This is a genomic window from Azospirillum cavernae, assembly GCF_003590795.1.
Taxonomy (GTDB): Bacteria; Pseudomonadota; Alphaproteobacteria; order Azospirillales; family Azospirillaceae; genus Azospirillum; species Azospirillum cavernae.
Genome location: NZ_QYUL01000002.1, coordinates 345,989 through 367,055, shown reverse-complemented (window position 1 = coordinate 367,055; position 21,067 = coordinate 345,989). Strand labels below are relative to the sequence as shown.

General features: G+C 66.2%; 19 protein-coding genes. 16 read left to right on the top strand and 3 right to left on the bottom strand.

Annotated features, from left to right (window positions below; translation table 11 throughout):
* The first annotated feature begins 72 nt into the window (after positions 1–72).
* The 6 genes from lptF (at position 73) to D3877_RS13130 (ending at position 6,962) form a co-directional block, all read left to right on the top strand.
* Positions 73–1,206, top strand: coding sequence for an LPS export ABC transporter permease LptF (gene lptF / locus D3877_RS13155; protein WP_119831253.1), 1,134 nt, complete (start codon positions 73–75; stop codon positions 1,204–1,206).
* A complete protein-coding gene (locus D3877_RS13150; protein WP_119831252.1) occupies positions 1,203–2,159 on the top strand; it encodes a glycosyltransferase family 9 protein in 957 nt (318 codons plus the stop codon). The genes lptF and D3877_RS13150 overlap by 4 nt, the downstream gene beginning before the upstream one ends.
* 142 nt (positions 2,160–2,301) lie before the next feature.
* Entirely contained in the window at positions 2,302–2,832 is a 531-nt protein-coding gene (locus tag D3877_RS13145; RefSeq protein WP_119831251.1) for a flagellar biosynthesis regulator FlaF, read from the top strand.
* A 222-nt stretch (positions 2,833–3,054) separates the two neighbouring features.
* A complete protein-coding gene (locus D3877_RS13140) occupies positions 3,055–5,565 on the top strand; it encodes a cation:proton antiporter (RefSeq protein WP_119831250.1) in 2,511 nt (836 codons plus the stop codon).
* Between the two features lie 30 nt (positions 5,566–5,595).
* Positions 5,596–6,471 (top strand): DMT family transporter, encoded by an 876-nt coding sequence (locus D3877_RS13135; RefSeq protein WP_119832421.1) that lies wholly within the window; start codon positions 5,596–5,598, stop codon positions 6,469–6,471.
* Between the two features lie 101 nt (positions 6,472–6,572).
* On the top strand, positions 6,573–6,962 hold the full coding sequence (locus tag D3877_RS13130; protein WP_119831249.1) for a hypothetical protein: 390 nt from the start codon (positions 6,573–6,575) through the stop codon (positions 6,960–6,962).
* A 24-nt stretch (positions 6,963–6,986) separates the two neighbouring features.
* On the opposite strand, the gene D3877_RS13125 is transcribed toward D3877_RS13130, so the two are convergent.
* Positions 6,987–7,949: a LysR family transcriptional regulator gene (locus D3877_RS13125; protein ID WP_119831248.1), complete on the bottom strand. Its 963-nt coding sequence runs from the start codon at positions 7,947–7,949 to the stop codon at positions 6,987–6,989.
* A gap of 139 nt (positions 7,950–8,088) precedes the next feature.
* On the opposite strand from D3877_RS13125, the gene wrbA reads away from it, so the two are divergent.
* A complete protein-coding gene (gene wrbA, locus D3877_RS13120) occupies positions 8,089–8,691 on the top strand; it encodes an NAD(P)H:quinone oxidoreductase (RefSeq protein ID WP_119832420.1) in 603 nt (200 codons plus the stop codon).
* A 16-nt stretch (positions 8,692–8,707) separates the two neighbouring features.
* Here the strand turns inward: wrbA and D3877_RS13115 are convergent, their stop codons facing one another.
* Positions 8,708–9,625: a LysR family transcriptional regulator gene (locus tag D3877_RS13115; protein WP_119831247.1), complete on the bottom strand. Its 918-nt coding sequence runs from the start codon at positions 9,623–9,625 to the stop codon at positions 8,708–8,710.
* Positions 9,626–9,730: 105 nt separating this feature from the next.
* Between D3877_RS13115 and D3877_RS13110 the strand changes: the two genes are divergently transcribed.
* Entirely contained in the window at positions 9,731–10,972 is a 1,242-nt protein-coding gene (locus D3877_RS13110) for an MFS transporter (protein WP_119831246.1), read from the top strand.
* Between the two features lie 10 nt (positions 10,973–10,982).
* Here D3877_RS13110 and D3877_RS13105 read toward each other — a convergent pair whose 3' ends face one another.
* A complete protein-coding gene (locus D3877_RS13105) occupies positions 10,983–12,425 on the bottom strand; it encodes a helix-turn-helix domain-containing protein (RefSeq protein WP_119831245.1) in 1,443 nt (480 codons plus the stop codon).
* Between the two features lie 219 nt (positions 12,426–12,644).
* On the opposite strand from D3877_RS13105, the gene D3877_RS13100 reads away from it, so the two are divergent.
* From D3877_RS13100 to D3877_RS13065, 8 genes are all read left to right on the top strand, one after another.
* Positions 12,645–14,177 carry an acyl-CoA carboxylase subunit beta gene (locus D3877_RS13100; protein ID WP_119831244.1) on the top strand — a complete coding sequence of 511 codons (1,533 nt, stop codon included), beginning with the start codon at positions 12,645–12,647 and terminating at the stop codon, positions 14,175–14,177.
* An 11-nt stretch (positions 14,178–14,188) separates the two neighbouring features.
* A complete protein-coding gene (locus D3877_RS13095) occupies positions 14,189–16,189 on the top strand; it encodes an acetyl-CoA carboxylase biotin carboxylase subunit (protein ID WP_119831243.1) in 2,001 nt (666 codons plus the stop codon).
* Between the two features lie 110 nt (positions 16,190–16,299).
* Complete coding sequence (scpA, locus tag D3877_RS13090; protein WP_119831242.1) at positions 16,300–18,453, top strand: methylmalonyl-CoA mutase; 2,154 nt, start codon at positions 16,300–16,302, stop codon at positions 18,451–18,453.
* A 91-nt stretch (positions 18,454–18,544) separates the two neighbouring features.
* Positions 18,545–18,730 (top strand): type II toxin-antitoxin system CcdA family antitoxin, encoded by a 186-nt coding sequence (locus D3877_RS13085; protein WP_119832419.1) that lies wholly within the window; start codon positions 18,545–18,547, stop codon positions 18,728–18,730.
* A complete protein-coding gene (locus D3877_RS13080) occupies positions 18,730–19,050 on the top strand; it encodes a CcdB family protein (protein WP_119831241.1) in 321 nt (106 codons plus the stop codon). Before D3877_RS13085 ends, D3877_RS13080 begins: the two co-directional genes overlap by 1 nt.
* A complete protein-coding gene (locus D3877_RS13075) occupies positions 19,047–19,739 on the top strand; it encodes a DUF2161 domain-containing phosphodiesterase (RefSeq protein ID WP_119831240.1) in 693 nt (230 codons plus the stop codon). Before D3877_RS13080 ends, D3877_RS13075 begins: the two co-directional genes overlap by 4 nt.
* Before the next feature lie 72 nt (positions 19,740–19,811).
* Positions 19,812–20,396, top strand: coding sequence for a GNAT family N-acetyltransferase (locus D3877_RS13070; protein ID WP_119831239.1), 585 nt, complete (start codon positions 19,812–19,814; stop codon positions 20,394–20,396).
* Between the two features lie 25 nt (positions 20,397–20,421).
* Positions 20,422–21,048 (top strand): MarC family protein, encoded by a 627-nt coding sequence (locus tag D3877_RS13065; protein ID WP_119831238.1) that lies wholly within the window; start codon positions 20,422–20,424, stop codon positions 21,046–21,048.
* Positions 21,049–21,067 lie beyond the last annotated feature (19 nt).

Genomic DNA, 21,067 nt, shown 5'->3' with positions numbered 1-21,067 from the left:
GCTGTTTCAACGCTTGACCCGGCGGGCGGAGACGGTCAGCTTGCCGCGCGTGCTGTATCTTTGGCTAGGCCCATGAACCGACTGCAACGGTATCTGTTTCGCAATCTGCTGATCGCCACGCTCTATTCCACCGCCGGTCTGACGCTGACGATCTGGTTGAGCCAGTCCTTGCGCCTGATCGAAATCGTGGTCAGCGCGGGCGCGCCGATGCAGATGTTCCTGTGGCTCCTGCTGCTGACCGTGCCGACCTTTCTTGGCGTTGTGTTGCCGTTGGCGCTGGTTGGCGCCATTTTGTTCACCTACAACCGGCTGACGACGGACAGCGAACTGGTGGTGATGCGGGCCGCCGGAGTCGGGCCGTTTTCCCTGTCGCAACCGGCGATCGTGCTGGCGTTGATCGTGGTGGGGACCGTCTACACGCTGAACGTCTGGGTGACGCCGTCGGCGCACCGTGAGCTGGTGCGGATGGAATACGCGGTGCGCAGCGACTATTCGCAATTGTTCCTGCGGGAGGGCGTGTTCAACGAGGTCGGCGAGCGGTTCAGCGTGTTTCTGCGCGAACGCGATTCCGATGGCAATCTGCACAAGGTGCTGATTCACGACGGGCGTGAGGAGAGCAAGCCCGTGACCGTGATGGGCGACCGCGCCGTGATGCTGACCGGGCCGGAGGGCGCCCGTTTCGTCGTCTTTGACGGCAACCGGCAGGAACTGGACCGCAAGACCGGGCGGCTGTCTCAGCTTTATTTTGAACGCTACGCCGTTGATTTGAAGGTGCTGACCCCCGCCGCCGAGGAGCGTTGGCCCGACGCGCGCGAACGCTCCACCGCCGAGTTGATGGAGCCAGGGGCCATCGCGCAGGACGACCGGATGCGGCGCGGCCTGATCGCCGAGCTGCACCACCGCTTCGCCTCGCCCTTGCTGGCGCTGGCTTACGCCGCCGTGGCGCTGGCGGCGCTGCTGTCGGGCGAGTTCAATCGCCGGGGCCAATCCATGCGCGTCACCATCGCCATTCTGCTGGTGATGGGGTTGCAGGCGGCGGCCCTGGGGTTGACCAGTCTGGCGGGAAAGATGACGGTCTTTGTTCCGTTGATGTATCTGCTGCCGCTCTTGGTCCTGCTGCCCGCCATCTGGGTGATGTCGCGCGGCCTTCATCTGAAGCCGGGCCGCCATGCGGCGGCGCCCCCGGTCGCGGAACCGGCGTCGTGACGCGAATCCTGTTCATCACCTCCAACCGTTTGGGGGATGCGGTTCTGTCCACCGGGCTGCTCGGGCACCTGATCGAGCGACACCCCGACGCGCGGGTGACGGTTGTTTGCGGCCCCCTTCCAGCGCCGCTGTTTCGCGCCGTTCCGGGGCTGGAGCGTCTGATTCCGCTGGCCAAGCAATCCTACGCCCGGCATTGGCTGCGTTTGTGGTTGGCCTGCGTCGGCGTGCGTTGGGATCTGGTGGTTGATCTGCGCAATTCAGCCGTTGGACGGTTGGTTTTTGCCGGTCAACGCGCCTTCCACAGCAAGGCGGCCCGGCCCATGCACAAGGTGGAGGAGATTGGGGCGGTTCTGGGGCTGTCCCCGCCGCCCGGCCCCCGCCTGTGGATTGACGCGCGGGCGGAGGCTGAGGCCGACGCCCTGCTTCCCTCGGGCGTCCCGCCGTTTTTGGCCATCGGGCCGACGGCCAACTGGTTGAGCAAGGAATGGCCGGTGGATCGCTTCGCCCGGCTGGCGCAGCGCTTGACCGGCCCGGACGGGCCGTTGCCCGGCGCGCGTGTGGCGGTGTTGGCCGCCGGGCCGGAGCGGGAACGCGCCCGCCCTCTGCTGGAGTCGTTGGGCGATCAAGCTATCGACCTGACCGGGCGCACCGATCCGTTGGCCGCCGCCGCCTGTTTGCGGCGGGCGGCGCTCTATGTCGGCAACGACAGCGGTTTGATGCACATCGCGGCGGCGGCGGGCGTGCCGACCGTCGGTCTGTTTGGTCCGGGCTTCCCTGAAATTTATGGGCCGTGGGGGCGTCATGCCCAGGCCGTCACCGGGTCGATTCCCCGTGATGAGTTGCTGCGCCGGGTGGCGGTGGACGCCAACGCTCCGGGTCTGATGGACGGTGTTTCGGAAGATCGGGTGGCCGAGGCGGCTCATCTTCTGTTGGATGGCGCGCACAAAACATAGTCAAGTTGTGGCAAATGCTTGCGAATTGGTGGAAATGGCCCCCTTGCGTTGACAAAACCGCGAGGATGATCGACACTTCGCAATGAAACGAACGCGGGCAGTCCGTCTGCGGTCGATTGGGTCTGTCACCCGAGGGTTTGGAATGAAGCCGACACCCACCTACGTCAACAAACCGACCTCGGACAATTCGCGCGACGTCGAGTCCTGGGCCTTGGCCGAAGCCGCCCGCCGCCTGATCTCGTCAAGCCACGCGAAGGATGAGGAGGCGTTTCAGGCCGCCTTGCAGCTTAACCAACGGCTTTGGACGATCTTCCAGGCCGCCTTGACCGAAGAGGATTGCGGCCACCCGCAAGAGGTGCGCACCAACCTCGCCGCCTTGTCGCTGCTGGTGGACCGTGAAACGACCGCGCGTCTGATCGACTTGGATTTCTCCAAGATCGAGACGCTGGTCAGCATCAACCGGACGGTCGCCAGCGGTTTGATGGCGCAAAATGATTTCATCGCCGCCCAAGCGGCCAAAGACGCGCCGGTCGCCGCCGCTCCGCTGCCGCCGGGCGTTGGCGGGGGTGGGGGCGTTCCGGGCTTGCGCCCCGCCGCCGGAATGCCGCGTCCGCCGGTCCCCGCCGCCGACGCCCCGGCGGTCAACCGCGAATCGCTGCGAATTTCGATCTGACCGGGTGGCGCTTCGCCGATTGTTTGGGTTCAAGAACCGGCGCGCCTTCAGGGCGACGCCGGTTTCTTTGTTTTCGGGCGTATCATCGCCAGCCCGGTTCGTGGTTCGGCATCGCCGTCCGTCCCACATTTGCCGCATGTCGAGGAACGGCTTGGCCTTGCTCCCGCCATAAGTGGACGATACCGTGCAGCCCCACGGTCGCAGATGGCGCAGCAAGGATTCATGCACGACATCGTCATTCAGGTTCTTGGAGTCGCCGGGCTTCTGGCTCTGGTCAGCTTCCTGCCGCCGCTGGCGGCGCGCTTCCAGGTTCCCTTCACCGTGCTGTTGGCGGCGGTCGGGGTGGCGTTGGGGGCGGTCATCCAGACCTTCGCCGGGATGCCGGGGGCCGGGCCGTTCCATGATTTTCTGAACTCGCTGGCCGAGTTGGACATCTCGTCCGAAGTGTTGCTGCATATTTTCTTGCCGGTGTTGTTGTTTGAAACCGCGCTGGCGGTGGACGTCCGGCGGTTGTTCGACGACATCGCGCCGATTTTGTTGATGGCGGTGGTCGCGGTGTTCGTCTGCACCTTCGCCGTCGGCTACGCGGTCAGCCTGTTCACCTCGCTGGGGCTGGTGTCTTGTCTGCTGCTGGGGGCCATCGTCGCCAGCACCGACCCGGCGGCGGTCATCGGCATTTTCCGCGATCTGGGCGCGCCGCGCCGCCTGACCACGCTGGTCGAGGGCGAAAGCCTGCTGAACGACGCGGCGGCCATCGCGTTGTTTACGCTGCTGCTGGGGATGCTGACGCGGAAGGCCGAAGGCGGCGCCATGATGGCGGCGTTGGAGTTTCTGCGTGATTTCGCGGGCGGGGTCATCGTCGGCTACATCTGTGGGCGGGTGGTCTGCATGCTGGTGGAGCCGGTGCGCAACCAGCCGATGGCGGAAATCACTCTGACCGTGGCCCAAACCTACCTCGCCTATGTGTTGGCCGAGCATTATGTCGGGGCGTCGGGCGTCGTCGCCGTCGTCACCTCGGCGCTGGTCATCAGTTCGGTCGGGCGGACGCGCATTTCCCCCACCACCTGGGGCGCCTTGGAGCATGTCTGGCGCCAGTTGGGTTTCTGGGCCAACTCCATGATCTTTCTGCTGACCGCCATCCTGGTGCCGCGCCTTCTGGCGCAGGCTGGGTTGGAGGAGGTCGGGTTGGTGCTGGTCGTCACCGTCGCCGCCTTCGCCGCGCGCGGGCTGGTGCTGTTCGGGTTGCTGCCGCTGTTTTCCTGGGCCGGGCTGTCGCAACGGGTCAGCCATTCCTACAAGGCGGTGATGCTGTGGGGGGGCTTGCGCGGGGCGGTGTCGCTGACGCTGGCGCTGGCCGTGACCGAGAATGTCCGGGTGCCGGAGCGGGTGCAGGGCTTCATCGCCGTGCTGGTGACGGGCTTCGTCTTCGTCACCCTGTTCATCAACGGGGCGACGCTGCGGCCCTTGATCCATCTGCTGAAGCTGGACCGCCTAAGCCCGGTGGAGCGCGCCATGCGCAACCGGGCGCTGGCGCTGTCGATGGACAACATCCGCGACCGGGTGAGCGCCGTCGCCCGCACTTATGAGGTGGACGCCGCCGTCACCGACGTGATGCTGACGCGCTACGCCGACCGTTTGAAGGCCATCGACCTGGAGCGGCAGAAGGAAGCGCCGCTGCGCGACGAGGACCGCGTCACCATCGGGCTGGTCATCCTGGTGAACCGGGAGGAGGAGCTGTATTACGCCCACTTCTCCGAAGGGGTGGTGTCGCGCGCGGTGATGGACATGCTGGCCGGGCGGTCCGGGCGGTTGCTGGACGCGGTGAAGACTCAAGGCCGCAACGGCTACCGCGCCTTTGAGGAGCCGTTCATCGCCTTTTCGGTGTGGATGCGCGGGGCGAGCTGGCTGCAACGGCGCTTTGGGATTCACGCCCCGTTGGCCCGCCGCCTGTCGATGCGGTTCGAGGTGCTGGTCGCCGTTCGCACCGTGCTGCGCGAATTGCTCGCTTTCACCCGCGACAAGCTGGCCCGCCTGCTGGGCGAGGATGTGGCGTTCGAGCTGGAAGGCATGCTGGTTGGCCGTCTGGGCATCGTCGAACAGGCGCTGTCGGCGATGAAGCTGCAATACCCCGATTACGCCATGGTCCTGCAAGGCCGCTACGTCGGCCGCGCCGCCTTGCGGCTGGAGCACGCCGATTACCGGGCCATGCGCGCCGAATCCATCATCAGCCAAGAGGTCTTGAGCGATCTGGAGCGGGAGTTGGACGTGCGCCGCCGGGCGTTGGAGCGGCTGCCCCAGTTGGACGTGCGGTTCGACGTGGCCGAGTTGATCCGCCGGGTGCCGCTGTTCGCCGGGCTGCCGGAGGAGCGGGTGTCCACCATCGCCACCCTGCTGCGCGCCCGTTTGGCCCTGCCGGGGGAAACCATCGTGCGGCGCGGCGAGCGGGGCGACGCGATGTTCTTCGTCGCATCCGGCGCGGTGGAGGTGCTGGTTCCCAATCTGGCGGAGCCGGTGAAGCTGGGCACCGGCGACTTTTTCGGCGAGATGGCGCTGTTGACCCGCCAGCGGCGCAATGCAGACGTGCGCGCTATGGGCTATTGCCAATTGCTGGTGCTGGATGAGAAGGATTTCCGCCGACTGGTGCAGAAGGATCCGAATCTCCGGTCCCATTTCCAGGCGGTCGCCGAGGCGCGCCGTCAACAACCGGCGCAACCAGCCCCGGCGGTCAGCTGACGACGGGACGCGAAAGCCGCCATGACCACGATGACGACCCAGGACAACCCCGGCTGGGTGCGTCTGGCCCCCGCCCTGTTCGTGCTGCTGTGGAGCACCGGCTTCATCGGCGCCAAATACGGGCTGCCCTACGCCGAACCGCTGACCTTCCTGCTGTGGCGTCTGGGGTTGGTCTCGCTGATTTTGGCCCTGGTGGCGCTGGCGACCCGCGCGCCCTGGCCGCAGGACTGGCGGGCGGTGGGCCGCATCGCGCTGGCCGGGCTGCTGGTCCATGGCGTGTATCTCAGCGGCGTGTTCCTGGCCATCGCCCACGGGCTTCCGGCGGGCGTCACCGCGCTGGTCGTCGGCATTCAGCCCTTGCTGATCGCCGCCCTGTCCGGCCCGCTGCTGGGCGAGCGCGTGACCGGGCGGCAATGGGCCGGGCTGCTGTTGGGGCTGGCTGGGGTCGGGCTGGTGGTGCGTGAGAAATTTTCCATCGACGCCGATCATCTGGTCGGCATGGGCTACGCCGTCATGGCCCTGATCGGCATCACCTTTGGCACGCTGTACCAGAAGCGGCACGGCGCGGCGATGGATCTGCGCAGCGGCACGGCGATCCAATACGCCGCCACCGCTCTGGCGCTGGCCGTGCTGGCGCCGCTGTGCGAGACCATGAAGGTCCAATGGACCGGCGAGTTCCTTTTCGCCCTGCTGTGGTTGGGCTTCGTTCTGTCGGTGGGCGCCATCTTCCTGCTGTTCGGCCTGATCCGCCGGGGGGCCGCCGCGCGGGTCGCCAGCCTGTTCTATCTGACCCCGCCGGTGACGGCGCTGGTCGCCTGGGCGATGTTCGACGAGCGGCTGGGGCTGGTCGCGCTGGCCGGAATGGCGGTCGCGGTGGCGGGCGTGGCGCTTGTCAATCGGGCGTAACGGCGGATTGCCAGACGGCGGCGCACGGATTATGCTTTGAGGATCGTGCAATCCGGGCGGGGCTTCGGCCTGTCCCGCCTGAGACGAACGGAACGAACCGCATGACCGCTCTAGACCTTTCCCTGGAAGACAGCCAGACGCTGCAAGCCATCGGCATTCTGGCCGACGTGTTGGACGGGGTGGATGGGCCGGGCGGCCTCGACACGGTTCTGGTGTCCAAGGCGTTGCGGCAGGTGATCGCCACCAAATCGCAACCGGCCTTCGAGTTCGCGTCCCGCGCCTTCAACACGTTGGATCCGGCGGTGCGCCGTCAGGTCGCCAGCACAGCCGACGTCGCCGCCCACAGCTCGGTCGAATTGCGGGCGCGGGTTGGCGGTTTCCTGTCCACCGCGCCGAAGAAGACGGTGACGCAGCAGGGGCCGGTGGTCAGCCAGCAACCCAGCCTCATCACAGCGCTCAATCTCCGCTCGCGCCGTCGCTCCACCCCGTAACGCTTCGCCGCGCGACGGGCAGGGTCAGCTTGGCTCGAAGAGTTCGATGTCGCGTTCGGCGTCCGGCTGCAAGGTTTCCAGCAGCGCGCAATCCCAATAGGGCCGTTGGCCGAAGCGTTGGACGAGGAAGTCCACGAAGACGCGCACCTTCGGCGACAAATGGCGGTTTTGCGGGTAGACCGCGTTGACGCTGGCCTCGGCGATCATGCAATCGCTCAGGAAGGGGCGCAAGGCGCCCGACGACAAGGCGTCACCACACAAGAAGGTCGGCGACAGCACGATTCCCACCCCGGCGATGGCGGCGTCGCGCAGCAGATCGCCGTTGTTGCCGCGCATCGGGCCGGACACCCGCACGCCGCGCACCTCGCCATCCACCTTGAAATGCCAGATCTCAGGGGTGGGCAGATTGGTGTAGATCAGGCAACGATGGTTGCTCAGATCCTCGGGCGTCTGCGGCGTGCCGTGCTGTTCCAGATAGGCCGGGCTGGCGCAGACCACGGCGCGGGCCGGGGCCAGCCGCCGGGCGATCAAGGAGCTGTCGCGCAGCCGACCGATGCGGATCGCCAGATCATACCCCTCGTCCACCAGATCGACGAAGCGGTCGTTCAGTTCCAGATCGACCTCGATCAACGGGTAGCGGTTGAGGAATTCGGCGACGGCGGGGGCCAGATGGCGCACGCCGAAGGACACCGGCGCGTTGACCCGCAACCGCCCGCGCGGCGCGGCGTGCAGGTCGGCGACCGCCTGCTCCGCCTCTTCCAGATCGGCGAGGATGCGGGAGCAACGTTCGTAATAGGCCTGTCCGACTTCCGTCAGGCTCAGCTTGCGGGTGGTGCGGTTGAGCAGCCGGGCGCCCAGCCGGTTTTCCAGCTCGCCAATGCGGCGGGACACCACGGATTTCGACAGATTCAGTCGATCCGCAGCGGCGGTGAAGCTTTTGGTGTCCACCACCTTGATGAAGGCGAGCATGTCGTCGAGTCGGTCCATGGCATTGTTCTACACCCAGAAACAATGATGTGCCAAGAACCTCCATTACCAGATCGTCTCCGGCGCACTATCTCTGTGGGACCGCGACCGCCGGAACGTGCATCGGCGGTGTTCGCGCCAACCATGGGGAGTGCTGACGATGGCCAAGGTTCTGGTGCTTTATTACAGCAGCTGGGGGCATGTTTCGACGATGGCGCAGGCGGTGGCCGAGGGCGCCCGCTCCGTCGCTGGAACCGAGGTGACGGTCAAGCGGGTTCCCGAATTGGTGCCGGAGGCCGCGCGGCAGAGCGCCCATTACAAGGATGAAAGCGACGTGCCCGTCGCCACGGTGGACGAGTTGGCGAGCTACGACGCCATCATCTTCGGCACGCCGACGCGCTTTGGCAACATGGCCTCGCAGATGAAGAACTTTCTGGATCAGACCGGCGGTCTGTGGATGAAAGGGTCGTTGGTCGGCAAGGTCGGCAGCGTCTTCACCTCGACCGGAACCCAGCATGGCGGGCAGGAAAGCACGATCCTCAGCACCCACATCGTGCTGTTGCACCAGGGCATGGTGATCGTCGGCCTGCCTTATGCCTTCCAGGGCCAGATGGGCGTGTCGGAGGTCATGGGCAATTCGCCCTACGGCGCCAGCACGATCGCTGGCGGCGACGGCTCGCGTCAGCCGAGCGCGGTGGAGTTGGACGGCGCCCGCTACCAGGGCCGCCATGTCGCTGAGATCACGAGCAAGCTGCACGGCTGACGCCGGGGTTTTTGGGTTACGGCGAGGGTTCGGGTTTGGCCTGGGGCGCGGTCGTCGCGTCCTGGGCCAACGCCTGTTTCAGCGCCGCGATGAACACGCGTAGCTTTGGCAGAATCAGCCGGGCGGGCGGGTAGACGGCCCAGATCGGCAACTCCTCCAACGTCGCGTCGCTCAGAACAACCGGGACCAGACGCCCGGCTCGCAAATCCTCCCGCGCGTTCCAGGTGGCCAGCAGGGTGATGCCCGCGCCGCCAAGACAGGCCTCGTGCAGCCCCTCGATGCTGCTGGCGGAGAAGCGGCCCTGCACGCGCACCCGACGCTCCCGCCCCTCCACTTGGAAGGGCCAGTGGGTGGCCCCGCTCAGCAGCAGGCAATCATGGTCGGCCAAATCCTCGATCCGGGTCGGCGCACCGCGTTCGGCGAGGTAGGCGGGGGCGGCGCACAGAACCCGTGGACCATCGGCCAGCCTTTGAGCGATCAGGCTGTTGTCGCGCAGATGGGCGATGCGGATGGCCAGATCGGCCCCGCTGGCCACCACATCGACCACCCGGTCGGTGAAATCCAGATCAATCCGCAAATCGGGATTCGCCCGCAGCAAGCTGGGCACGAGCGGCGCCACGATCTTCCGGCCAAAGGCGGTGGAGACCGACACCCGCAGCAGGCCCGACGCCCCCGCCGCCGCCGCGCGCAGATTGGCGCGGCCCGCCGCCTCGCTCTCCACCAGCGCCTGGGCGTAGGGCAGGAAGGCGTCCCCTTCCGGCGTCAAGGACAGGGAGCGGGTGGTGCGGTGCATCAGGGTGACGCCCAAATCACGCTCCAGCGCCGCCAAGCGGCGGGTGGCGATCATCGGGGTGATGCCCAGCCGCCGCGCCGCCGCCGACAGGCTGCCCGCCGCCGCCGCCGTCACCAGAACCGCCACCGCGTCCGTGTCCATTCCATCGCCTTTTGATAAACCGGCCTATCAAACACTCCATCTACAACGTTTTCCGATAAGCTGCCACAGTGCGCCAACGCTGTGTTCCTTCGAAAGGTCTGACCGATGACCCCGCCTCTGGCCGCCGCCCCATCCCAAGCTCCCTCGGCTGACGCGCAAGCTCCGCTGGGCCGTGGGTTGACCTTCGCCATGGCCGCCGCCTGCGGCGTCGCCGTGGCGAACATCTATTACAACCAACCGATGCTGGCGGAGATCCAGCGGAGTTTCGTGGGGCAGACGGCCACCGGCCTGATCCCGACCGCCACCCAGCTTGGCTACGCGGCGGGGCTGTTCCTGCTGGTGCCGTTGGGCGATCTGATGGACCGGCGGCGGTTGATCGTGGCGCAATTCCTGTGCATCGCGCTGGCGCTGGTTCTGGCCGCCTCCGCCCCGACCGCCGCGCTTTTGCTGCTGGCTTCGGTGCTGGTCGGGGCCAACGCGGCGGTGGCGCAGCAGATCGTTCCCTTCGCGGCGGCGCTGGCCAGCCCGGAGCGGCGGGGCGGGGTCATCGGCACGGTGATGGCGGGCCTGCTTTGCGGCATCCTGTTCAGCCGGACGCTGGCCGGTTTCGTCGCCACCCACGCCGGGTGGCGGGCGATGTTCTGGGTGGGCGTGCCGCTGGCGCTGCTTGGCGCCCTGTCGATGGCGCTCGCCCTGCCGCGCCACGCCGCCCCGGCCTCTGGCCTGCGCTATGGCGCGGCCTTGGCCTCGCTGCGGCATCTGTGGCGGGAGGAGCCGACCTTGCGCCGCGCCACCCTGACCCAATCAGCGCTGTTCGGCGGCTTTTCCGCCTTCTGGACCATTCTCGCTTTGCATCTGGAGGAACCGGCCTTCGGTTTGGGGGCCGACGCTGCTGGGCTGTTCGGGGTCGTCGGGGCCATCGGGGTGTTCGCCGCGCCCATCGCCGGACGTCTGGCCGACCGGCGCGGGCCGCATCTGGTCATTCTGTTGGGCGCGGCGCTGGTCCTGGCGTCCTGGTTGATCTTCGGTCTGTGGAACAGCCTCATCGGGTTGGTGGTTGGGGTGATCGTGCTGGATCTCGGCATGCAAAGCGCGCTGATTTCCAACCAGCACGTTGTTTACGCCCTGCGCCCGGAGGCGCGCAGCCGGTTGAACACGCTGTTCATGACCGGCATGTTCCTGGGCGGCGCCTTTGGTTCGGCGGGGGCGACCGTGGCCTGGAACAACGGCGGCTGGTGGGCGGTGAGCCTGTTCGGCGTCGCCCTGGCCGCCGTGGCGCTGGGCGCGCAAATCCTTGGCCATCGGGAACGGCGGGCGAAGAGCGATCTGGCCGCCGTGACGCGGTGATCCGGCGGGGTCAGCGTTTTCCCGGCTGATCGAACAGATAAGGCACGAAGCTGCGGTGATGCTCGTTCACCCGCAGCGCGCTGCCGATGGGGGGGAAGGCGCGTTGTTGGCAGTCGGTGCGTTCGCACAGGCGGCAGTTGACGCCGATGGGGACGGCGGCCTTCAGATCGGCGGTGTTGATGCCGGCGGCGTAGACCAGTTCCGACGCGTGGCTGGTCTCGCAGCCCAAGCCGACGGCGAATTGTCGGGAGGGCTTCAGATAGGCGCCGCCGCGCTTGGTCACGGTGCGGGCGATGCTGATGTAGGTGGTGTGGTCGGGCATTTCGGCGAACTGCACCAGGATCTTGCCGGGCTGGGCGAAAGCCTCGTGCACGTTCCACAGCGGGCAGGCGCCGCCGAAGCGGGCGAAGTGGAAGCGGGTCGCCGAATGGCGTTTGGTGATGTTCCCGGCCATGTCCACCCGGACAAAGTAAAAGGGCAGGCCGCGCGCGCCCGGCCGTTGCAGGGTGGAGAGCCGATGGCACACCTGCTCGAAACTGGCGGAAAAGCGGCTTTGCAACTGTTCGATGTCGTGGCGCAGGGCGCGGGCCTGGGCGGCGAAGGTGCGGTAGGGCATGACCAGCGCGCCCGCGAAGTAATTCGCCAGACCGACGCGGCAAACCGAGCGGGCGTCCTCGCTGGAGAATTTCGCCTGCTCGACCAGTTGGTCGATGACGTCGCCATAGCCCAGCAGGGCGATCTGGTTGGCCATGTGAAAGGCCCGGCTTGGCCCGTTCAGCAGGGCGGACAGGCGCAGGGTGCCGGTTGAGGCGTCGTAGCTGCGCATGGCGGTGTCGCCCGCCTCGTCGGCGACGATCTTCACCCGCACGTCGTGGCGGCGTTTCAGATAGGCGGCGAGTTCGTTCAGCAGAAAGCCGGAGTGGATCTTCTCGTCGTTCCACAGCTTTTCCGCCGCCTCGTCCAGCGGGCCGATGTAGTTGTTGCAATAGTGGAAATAGTCCCGCACCTCCTCATAGGGGAATTGCGGCCCGGCGAAGCTGTCGCCCTGCTCCTGGTTCGACAGGCTGTCGGCCAGCGAATGCACCCGCTCGTGCAATTTTTGATAGGCTTGATGCAGGCTGAGCACCCGGCGGGCCAATTCAGGGCTGGATCCCACCGCGCTGCGCAGCTCCGCCGCCGTCAGCGGCGCCCCGGCGAACAGCGGGTCGGCCAGCGCCTCGCGCAAATCGGCGACAAGGCGGCTGTCCTCATCCTCCAGAAAGGCGGACAGCTCAACCTCGAACACGGCGGAGATTTTCATCAACACCGGCAGGGTTAACGGGCGCTGGTTGTTCTCCAACTGGTTGAGATAGCTGGGGGACAGATCCAGCGCCTTGGCCAGCGTCGCCTGGGTCAGCCCGCGCTGCTCGCGCAACCGGCGCAGCTTGTAGCCAAGGAATAATTTCTTTTGCATACGTGTGATTCCCCGGCCTTGGAAAACCGCCATTCTTCGCAAGTGTGGCAAAGTTAAAGCCTGCTTTGCAAAGACATTCGCAACTTCGCACGTTTTTGCGAAGAGCTTGTTTGAACCCATGCGAAGTTTGTGAATAATCCGCGTCGATCCGGTGAGGGAACGCGTCTGCCGCAACCGGGGCGGAAGATCAGGACGCGACGACAGGATTGGGAACGCCCGATGCAAGACATTCTGGCCAAGTTGGAGTCCATGCGCGCCGGCGCGCGGCTGGGCGGCGGTGAAAAGCGCGTCGCCGGTCAGCACGCCAAAGGCAAACTGACCGCGCGCGAACGCATCGACCTCTTCCTGGACGAAGGGTCGTTCGAGGAGTTCGACATGTTTGTCGAACACCGCTGCATCGACTTCGGCATGGAAAGCCAGAAGGTTCCCGGCGACGGCGTCGTCACCGGCCACGGCACGGTGAACGGTCGTTTGGTCTTTGTGTTCAGCCAGGATTTCACCGTGTTCGGCGGCTCGCTGTCCGAAGCCCACGCGGAGAAGATCTGCAAGATCATGGACCAGGCGCTGAAGGTCGGCGCGCCGGTCATCGGCCTGAATGATTCCGGCGGCGCGCGCATCCAAGAGGGCGTCGCCTCGCTCGGCGGCTACGCCGAGGTGTTCCAGCGCAACGTCGACGCCTCGGGCGTCATTCCGCAAATCTCCCTCATCATGGGGCCGTGCGCGGGCGGCGCGGTCTATTCCCCGGCCATGACCGACTTCATCTTCATGGTGAAGGACAGCTCCTACATGTTCGTCACCGGCCCCGACGTGGTGAAGACCGTCACCCACGAGGTCGTGACCGCCGAGGAGCTGGGCGGCGCCATCACCCACTCCACCAAGTCGGGCGTGGCCGATCTGGCCTTTGAAAACGACGTGGAGGCGCTGCTGCAACTGCGCCGCTTCGTCGATTTCCTGCCCTCCTCGAACCGCGAAAAGGCCCCGGTCCGGCCCTGCGCCGACCCGCTGGACCGCGAGGATTTCTCGCTCGACACGCTGGTGCCGGAGAACGCCAACAAGCCCTACGACATGAAGGAGTTGATCCTCAAGATCGTGGACGAGGGCGATTTCTTCGAGCTTCAGCCGGAATACGCCAAGAACATCCTGATCGGCTTTGGCCGGATGAACGGCTCGACGGTTGGCATCGTCGCCAACCAGCCGATGGTGCTGGCGGGCTGCCTGGACATCGACAGCTCCAAGAAGGCCGCGCGCTTCGTACGCTTCTGCGACGCCTTTGAAATTCCGATCCTGACCCTGGTGGATGTCCCCGGCTTCATGCCCGGCACCAGCCAGGAATACAACGGCATCATCAAGCATGGCGCCAAGCTGCTGTACGCGTACGCTGAAGCCACCGTGCCGAAGGTGACGGTCATCACCCGCAAGGCGTACGGCGGCGCGTACGACGTGATGTCGTCCAAGCATCTGCGCGGCGACATCAATTACGCGTGGCCGACGGCGGAAATCGCCGTCATGGGGTCGAAGGGCGCGGTCGAGATCATCTTTCGGGGCGACATCGGCGACGCTGAGAAGATCGACGCGCGCACCGAAGAGTACCGCCAGAAATTCGCCAACCCCTTCGTGGCGGCCTCGCGCGGCTACATCGACGACGTCATCATGCCGCACGGCACCCGCCGCCGCGTCGCCCGGGCGCTGTCCATGCTGAAAAACAAGCAGCTCCAGAACCCCTGGCGCAAGCACGACAACATTCCGCTGTGAGGGCTGGCCGCATGTTTGAGAAAATTCTCATCGCCAACCGTGGCGAAATCGCTTGCCGCGTCATCCGCACGGCGCGTCGTTTGGGCATCAAGACGGTGGCGGTCTATTCCGACGCCGACAAGAACGCCCTGCATGTCGAAATGGCCGACGAGGCCGTTCACATCGGCCCGCCCGCCTCGGCGCAAAGCTATCTGCTGATCGACAAGATCATCGACGCCTGCAAGAAGACCGGCGCGCAGGCCGTCCACCCCGGCTACGGCTTTCTGTCGGAAAAGCCCGGCTTCCAGGAGGCGCTCGCCGCCGCCGGGATCGCCTTCATCGGCCCGGACGCCCACGCCATGCGGGCGATGGGCGACAAGATCGAATCGAAGAAGCTGGCCAAGGCGGCGGGCGTCTCCACCGTTCCCGGCTATCTCGGCGTCATCGCGGATGACGAAGAGGCGGTGAAAATCGCCCGCGAGATCGGCTATCCGGTGATGATTAAGGCGTCGGCGGGCGGCGGCGGCAAGGGCATGCGCGTGGCCTGGAACGACGAGGAGGCGCGCGAGGGCTTCCGGTCGGCGACCAACGAGGCGCGCTCCAGCTTCGCCGACGACCGTGTGTTCGTCGAAAAATACATTCAGCAGCCGCGCCACATCGAAATTCAGCTTCTGTCGGACGGCCAAGGCACCTCGCTGTATCTGGGCGAGCGTGAATGCTCGATCCAGCGCCGTCACCAGAAGGTGATCGAAGAAGCCCCCAGCCCGTTCCTGGACGCCGCCACCCGCAAGGCGATGGGCGAACAGGCCGTCGCGCTGGCCGACGCCGTGCAATACAAATCGGCGGGCACCGTCGAATTCATCGTCGATGGCGACCGCAATTTCTACTTCCTGGAGATGAACACCCGTCTTCAGGTCGAACACCCGGTCACGGAACTCATCACCGGCTTTGATCTGGTCGAGCTGATGATCCGCGTCGCGGCGGGCGAGAAGCTGACGATCAAGCAGGAGGACGTCCGTCTGCATGGCTGGGCCATCGAGGCGCGCGTCTACGCGGAGGATCCCTTCCGCAACTTCCTGCCCTCGACCGGCCGTCTGTCGCATTACCGGCCGCCGTCGGACGACCCGCATGTGCGGGTGGACACCGGCGTGTTCGAGGGCGGCGAGATCTCGATGTTCTACGACCCGATGATCGCCAAGCTCTGCACCTGGGGTTCGACGCGCGACGCGGCGATTGGCCGGATGCGCGAGGCGCTCGACCAATATTACATCCGGGGCGTCAGCCACAACATCCCGTTCCTGGCCTCGCTGATGGCGAACCAGCGCTTCGTCGATGGCCGTCTGACCACCAACTTCATCGCCGAAGAATACCCGAACGGCTTCCACGCCTCCGATCTGCCGCCCGACGATCCGGCGGTGCTGGTGTCGGTCGCGGCGGTCATCCACCGCAGCCTGAACGACCGCGACATCCAGATCTCCGGCAAGATGGCGGGCAACACCGTCAAGGTGCGCGATGATTGGGTCGTGGTGCTCGACGGCTCGCCGCACCCGGTGCATCTGCACCCCGCCGACGGCAGCCCGCAGCGCGTCGGCTACACGGTGGACATCGCTGGCAAGCACCACACGGTGTGGAGCGATTGGCAGATCGGCGAGCCGCTGTTCCGTGGCACGGTGAACGGCGAGCATGTCTGCATCCAGGTTGACCGCGTCGGCGTCGGCTACCGCCTGCACCATTCCGGCGCGCAGGCGATGGTCAAGGTGCTGACGCCGAACGCCGCCCGTCTCGACGCGCTGATGCCGGTGAAGGCGCCGCCGGACATGTCGAAGTTCCTGCTGTCGCCGATGCCGGGCCTGCTGGTCTCGCTGGCGGTGACGGAAGGGCAGGAGATCAAGGCGGGCGAAGTGCTGGCCGTGGTCGAGGCGATGAAGATGGAAAACATCCTGCGGGCATCCCAGGATGGCACGGTCGCGAAAATCCACGCCGCCCCGGGCAGCAGCTTGGCGGTCGATCAAAAGATCGTGGAATTCGCGTAACTGGGGTTGGAAACGCCCTGCACCGACCCATCCCCCGCCGCCGCTCAGCAACGGCGGGGGATGGGTTTCAAAGACCGCCCACGCGCACAAGAAGCCACCAGGAGGCGTCGATGACCGAGTTCCCCAAGAAGAGCCTTGCCGATTGGGACAAGCTGGCCGCCAAGGATCTCGGCGCCGACGCCGACCTCTCCAAGCTGGTGTGGAAGACGCCGGAGGGGTTGGACGTCAAGGCGCTCTACACCGCCGCCGATCTGGAAGGGCTGGAACTCGACACGCTGCCGGGCTTCCCGCCCTTCACGCGCGGCCCGCGCGGCACGATGTACGCGGTGAAGCCCTGGACCATCCGCCAATACGCCGGTTTCTCGACCGCCGAGGCCAGCAACGCCTTTTACAAGGCGAACCTGAAGGCCGGGCAGATGGGCCTGTCGGTCGCCTTCGATCTGGCGACCCATCGCGGCTATGACAGCGATCACCCGCGCGTCGTCGGCGACGTCGGCAAGGCGGGCGTCGCCATCGACAGCGTCGAGGACATGAAGATCCTGTTCTCCGACATCCCGCTCGACAAGATGTCGGTGTCGATGACGATGAACGGCGCGGTTCTGCCGATCCTGGCCGGTTACATCGTCGCGGCGGAAGAGCAGGGCGTGTCCCAGGACAAGTTGAGCGGCACCATTCAGAACGACATTCTGAAGGAGTTCATGGTCCGCAACACCTACATCTACCCGCCCGAACCCTCGATGCGGATCATCGCCGACATCATCGAGTACACCTCGCAGCACATGCCGAAGTTCAACTCGATCTCGATTTCCGGCTATCACATGCAGGAAGCCGGGGCGACGGCGGTGCAGGAGCTGGCCTTCACCATCGCCGACGGTCTGGAATATGTCCGCGCCGCGATGTCAAAGGGTCTGCCGGTCGACAAATTCGCGCCGCGCCTGTCCTTCTTCTTCTCCATCGGCATGAATTTCTTCATGGAGATCGCCAAGCTGCGCGCCGCGCGCCTGCTGTGGTCCACCCTGATGCAGGAGAAATTCGCGCCGAAGGACGCCCGCTCGCTGGCGCTGCGCACCCATTGCCAGACCTCGGGCGTCAGCCTGACGGAGCAAGACCCCTACAACAACGTCATCCGCACCACCATCGAAGCGATGGCGGCGGTGCTGGGCGGCACGCAGTCGCTGCACACCAACGCCTTTGACGAGGCGCTGGGCCTGCCGACGCAGACCTCCGCCCGCATCGCCCGCAACACCCAATTGGTCATCGCCGAGGAAACCGGCGTGACCAAGGTGGTCGATCCGCTGGGCGGCTCCTTCTACGTCGAGAATCTGACCCACAGCCTCGCCAAGGCGGCGATGGAGCTGATTGACCGCGTGGAAGAGCTGGGCGGCATGACCAAGGCCGTGGAAAGCGGCATGCCCAAGCTGTTGATTGAGGAGGCCGCCGCCCGCCGTCAGGCCGCCATCGACCGGGGCGAAGAGGTGATCGTCGGCGTCAACAAATACCGCCCGGAAAACCCGGAGGGCGTGGACGTTCTCGACATCGACAACACCGCCGTCCGCGAATCGCAGATCACCCGCCTGAAGACCATCCGCGCCAGCCGCGACGAGGCGGCGTGCCGCGCGGCGCTGGACGCGCTGACTCAAGCGGCGACGGACAAGTCGGGCAATCTGCTGGCCTTGGCGGTGGTCGCCACCCGCGCCCGCGCCACCGTCGGCGAAATCTCCGACGCGCTGGAAAAGGCCTTCACCCGTCACGTCGCGGTCATCCGCTCGGTGTCGGGCGTCTATGGCTCGGCCTATGAGGGCGACGCCGGGTTCAAGAAGATCCAGGAGGACGTCGCCGCCTTCGCCGCCGAGGAAGGCCGCCGTCCGCGCATCCTGGTGGTCAAGATGGGCCAGGACGGCCATGACCGTGGGGCCAAGGTGATCGCCACCAGCTTCGCCGACATCGGCTTTGACGTGGACATCGGCCCGCTGTTCCAAACCCCGGACGAGGCGGCGCGCCAAGCCGTGGAAAACGACGTGCACGTCATCGGCGTGTCGAGCCAAGCCGCCGGTCACAAGACGCTGGTGCCGCAACTGGTCGAGGAGCTGCGCCGCCAGGGCGCGGGCGACATTCTGGTGGTGTGCGGCGGCGTGATCCCGCCGCAGGATTACGATTACCTCTACAAGGCGGGCGCGGCGGCCATCTACGGGCCGGGCACCAACATCCCCAAGGCGGCGGCGGAAATTCTGGCGATTCTGAGCAAGAAGAAGGCGGCGGCGTAACGCTCCGCCTGCGCCTCCGCCCCCCGCGTCTCTGGACGGCGTTCGGCTCATGGGTCATACTCGGCATGTCAAGGTGCAGGAGATGACCGTCATGAGCCGCTTCGCCGTTCACCGCGCCGTGGTCGAAGAGAGCGCGGCCAAGACTTCGCGCGAAAAACCCCGCGCGACCGAAGCCGAGATCCAGAAATGGGTCGAGGAGAATCGGGAAGCCTTCGCCGCTTATGACGCCTACATTGACGCCAATGGCCTGTTCAGCGACGAGCTACGGCTTTTTTGATGCGTTTCCTGGATGTGTGCCGCAATCCGGTTGCGGGAAGCCGACGCGATCACCCGGTTCCTTATTTGCTGATCGTTCAGGGCGACTATGTCGAGGTGAGCCGCTCCAAGTTGGTGGTTCCGTTGGTGCGGCAGGCAAAGGCGCCGAAGCCAATTCGGGACATCATGCCGGTCGTCACCGTGGCGGATGAAACGTTCGTCGCGATGACGCCTGAAATGGCGGCGGTCGCCGTGTCCGACATCGGGCCGGTGGTGGCGTCTTTGCTCACGGCCCGCGCGGAGATCCGCCGCGCCATCGACGTGCTGACGGGCGACTTTTGACCGTCGCCGCTGAAACTGACCTCTACGCCCCGGTGAAAGCCTTTCTCGAAGGGCAGGGCTACGCCGTGAAGGGCGAGGTCAAGGGCTGCGATCTGGTCGCCGTGCGCGGCGACGAGCCGCCGGTCATCGTCGAGTTGAAACGGCGCTTCACCCTGGATCTGGTGCTTCAGGGGGTGGACCGGCTGGCCGTGACCGATTTGGTTTATCTGGCGGTGCCGCAGCCGGGGCGGCGGGCGACCGGGGCCTCGCCGCTGGATTCGGGCGTCAAAAAGCTCTGCCGCCGTCTGGGCGTTGGGCTGATGATCGTCGATCCAGAGCTGGCCGAGGGGCATCGCGTCACCGTCCTGCTCGACCCCGTCCCCTATGTTCCGCGCAAGGACAAGAAACGAACCACCCGCTTGCTGGGCGAACACGCCCGCCGGGTCGGCGATCACAACCGGGGTGGCTCGACCCGCGTGCCCATCGTCACCGCCTATCGCCAGGACGCGTTGCGCTGCGCCCGGCTGTTGCGCGACGGGCCGCAGACGGTGGCGGCGTTGCGGGCCGCCGGAGCGCCGAAGGACGTCGGCGCTTTGTTGCAGCGCGACGTCTATGGCTGGTTCGAGCGGGTGGCGCGCGGAACCTACCGCCTGACCCCCGCCGGTTTTGCCGGGCTGGACGCTTTCGGTCCGGCGCTGAACGGGGCGTGACGCCCAGGCTGGGCGCGCCTATGATTGCGCCAACAAACCGATTTTTGACAAACGGGCGAGGGGACGCGCGCAATGCCGATGGCCGAGGTCACGGAGTTTCCGGTGCTGACCACCGACCGGCTCCTTTTGCGCGCGGTGACGCCGCAGGACGCCGAACCCTTTCGCGCGCTGCTGGCGACGCCGGGCGTCACGGAGTTTTCCAATTGGCCCGACGACCCGACGCCAGAGCAGGGCCGGGAGTTCGCCCAGATGATGGCGGGCGCCTTCCCCCATGGGCTTGGTTGCTCCTGGATCATTGAAGAACGCCAGACCGCCGCCTTCATCGGGGCCGTGCGCTTCAACTACTTCATGCGGGAGTGGAGTTGCGCGGGCGTCGGCTATGAGATTCACCCCGCTTTCTGGGGCCGGGGCGTGATGACGGAGGCGATGCGCGCCGTCGTCGTCTGCGGCCATGACCTGTTCGGCCTCCACCGCATGGAAGCGTGGACGCTGCTGGGCAACGGCGCGTCGGATCGGGTGCTGGAAAAGGTTGGCTTCCGGTACGAAGGAACGACGCGCGGGCGGGGCTGGTTCAAGAACGCCTATCACGACGCTCGTTGGTTCGGGCGCGTCCAGGGGGATCCAATCGGGCCGCCGCAGCCCGCCGTCGGTCTTTGACACTCTTGCGACAGGAGCCGCGCCCGTGTCCGATTACATCAGCAACCTCGTGATCTTTTTCGTCGTGGTCGATCCGCCGGGGCTGGTGCCGCTGTTCATCGCGCTGACGCGCGGGTTCGAGGCGCGGCAAAAGCGGATGATCGCCTATCGCGGCACGGCCATCGCCTTCGCCGTGCTCGTCTTCTTCGCCTATTTTGGCAAGCTGGTCCTGGAAACCCTGACCATCGAAATGCCCGCCTTCCGCATCGCCGGCGGCGCGCTGTTGTTCTGGATCGCCTTTGAAATGCTGTTCGGCAAACGCTCCGACCGTAAGGAGCGCGACACCGACGCGGCCTTGACCGACGAGGACGCCCACGACGTCGCCGTCTTTCCGCTGGCGGTGCCGTTGATCGCCGGGCCGGGGGCCATCACCTCGATCCTGCTGCTGATGGACCGTTCCGGCGGCTCGGTGGCCGGGCAACTCAGCGTGCTGGGGGCGGCGGCGACGGTGATCGGCGGGGTGACGCTGATTCTGCTGGGGGCCGACATGGTGCGCAAGATGCTGGGCCGCACGGTGATCCACACGGTCAGCCGGGTGCTGGGCATCGTGCTGGCGGCGCTGGCGGCGCAGACCATCCTGTCCGGCGTCACCAGCGTCTATCCGCCCCACTGACGCGCAAACGGTTGAGCCG

Bases quoted from the DNA above. Each gene is read 5' to 3' on its own strand.
- D3877_RS13100 (WP_119831244.1), top strand. From the start codon at position 12,645: ATGCAAGACATTCTGGCCAAGTTGGAGTCCATGCGCGCCGGCGCGCGG.
- D3877_RS13095 (WP_119831243.1), top strand. From the start codon at position 14,189: ATGTTTGAGAAAATTCTCATCGCCAACCGTGGCGAAATCGCTTGCCGC.
- D3877_RS13105 (WP_119831245.1), bottom strand. From the start codon at position 12,425: ATGCAAAAGAAATTATTCCTTGGCTACAAGCTGCGCCGGTTGCGCGAG.
- scpA (WP_119831242.1), top strand. From the start codon at position 16,300: ATGACCGAGTTCCCCAAGAAGAGCCTTGCCGATTGGGACAAGCTGGCC.
- D3877_RS13135 (WP_119832421.1), top strand. From the start codon at position 5,596: ATGACGACCCAGGACAACCCCGGCTGGGTGCGTCTGGCCCCCGCCCTG.
- D3877_RS13145 (WP_119831251.1), top strand. From the start codon at position 2,302: ATGAAGCCGACACCCACCTACGTCAACAAACCGACCTCGGACAATTCG.
- D3877_RS13115 (WP_119831247.1), bottom strand. From the start codon at position 9,625: ATGGACACGGACGCGGTGGCGGTTCTGGTGACGGCGGCGGCGGCGGGC.
- D3877_RS13080 (WP_119831241.1), top strand. From the start codon at position 18,730: ATGCGTTTCCTGGATGTGTGCCGCAATCCGGTTGCGGGAAGCCGACGC.
- D3877_RS13125 (WP_119831248.1), bottom strand. From the start codon at position 7,949: ATGGACCGACTCGACGACATGCTCGCCTTCATCAAGGTGGTGGACACC.
- wrbA (WP_119832420.1), top strand. From the start codon at position 8,089: ATGGCCAAGGTTCTGGTGCTTTATTACAGCAGCTGGGGGCATGTTTCG.
- D3877_RS13070 (WP_119831239.1), top strand. From the start codon at position 19,812: ATGCCGATGGCCGAGGTCACGGAGTTTCCGGTGCTGACCACCGACCGG.
- D3877_RS13110 (WP_119831246.1), top strand. From the start codon at position 9,731: ATGACCCCGCCTCTGGCCGCCGCCCCATCCCAAGCTCCCTCGGCTGAC.
- D3877_RS13085 (WP_119832419.1), top strand. From the start codon at position 18,545: ATGAGCCGCTTCGCCGTTCACCGCGCCGTGGTCGAAGAGAGCGCGGCC.
- D3877_RS13130 (WP_119831249.1), top strand. From the start codon at position 6,573: ATGACCGCTCTAGACCTTTCCCTGGAAGACAGCCAGACGCTGCAAGCC.
- D3877_RS13140 (WP_119831250.1), top strand. From the start codon at position 3,055: ATGCACGACATCGTCATTCAGGTTCTTGGAGTCGCCGGGCTTCTGGCT.
- lptF (WP_119831253.1), top strand. From the start codon at position 73: ATGAACCGACTGCAACGGTATCTGTTTCGCAATCTGCTGATCGCCACG.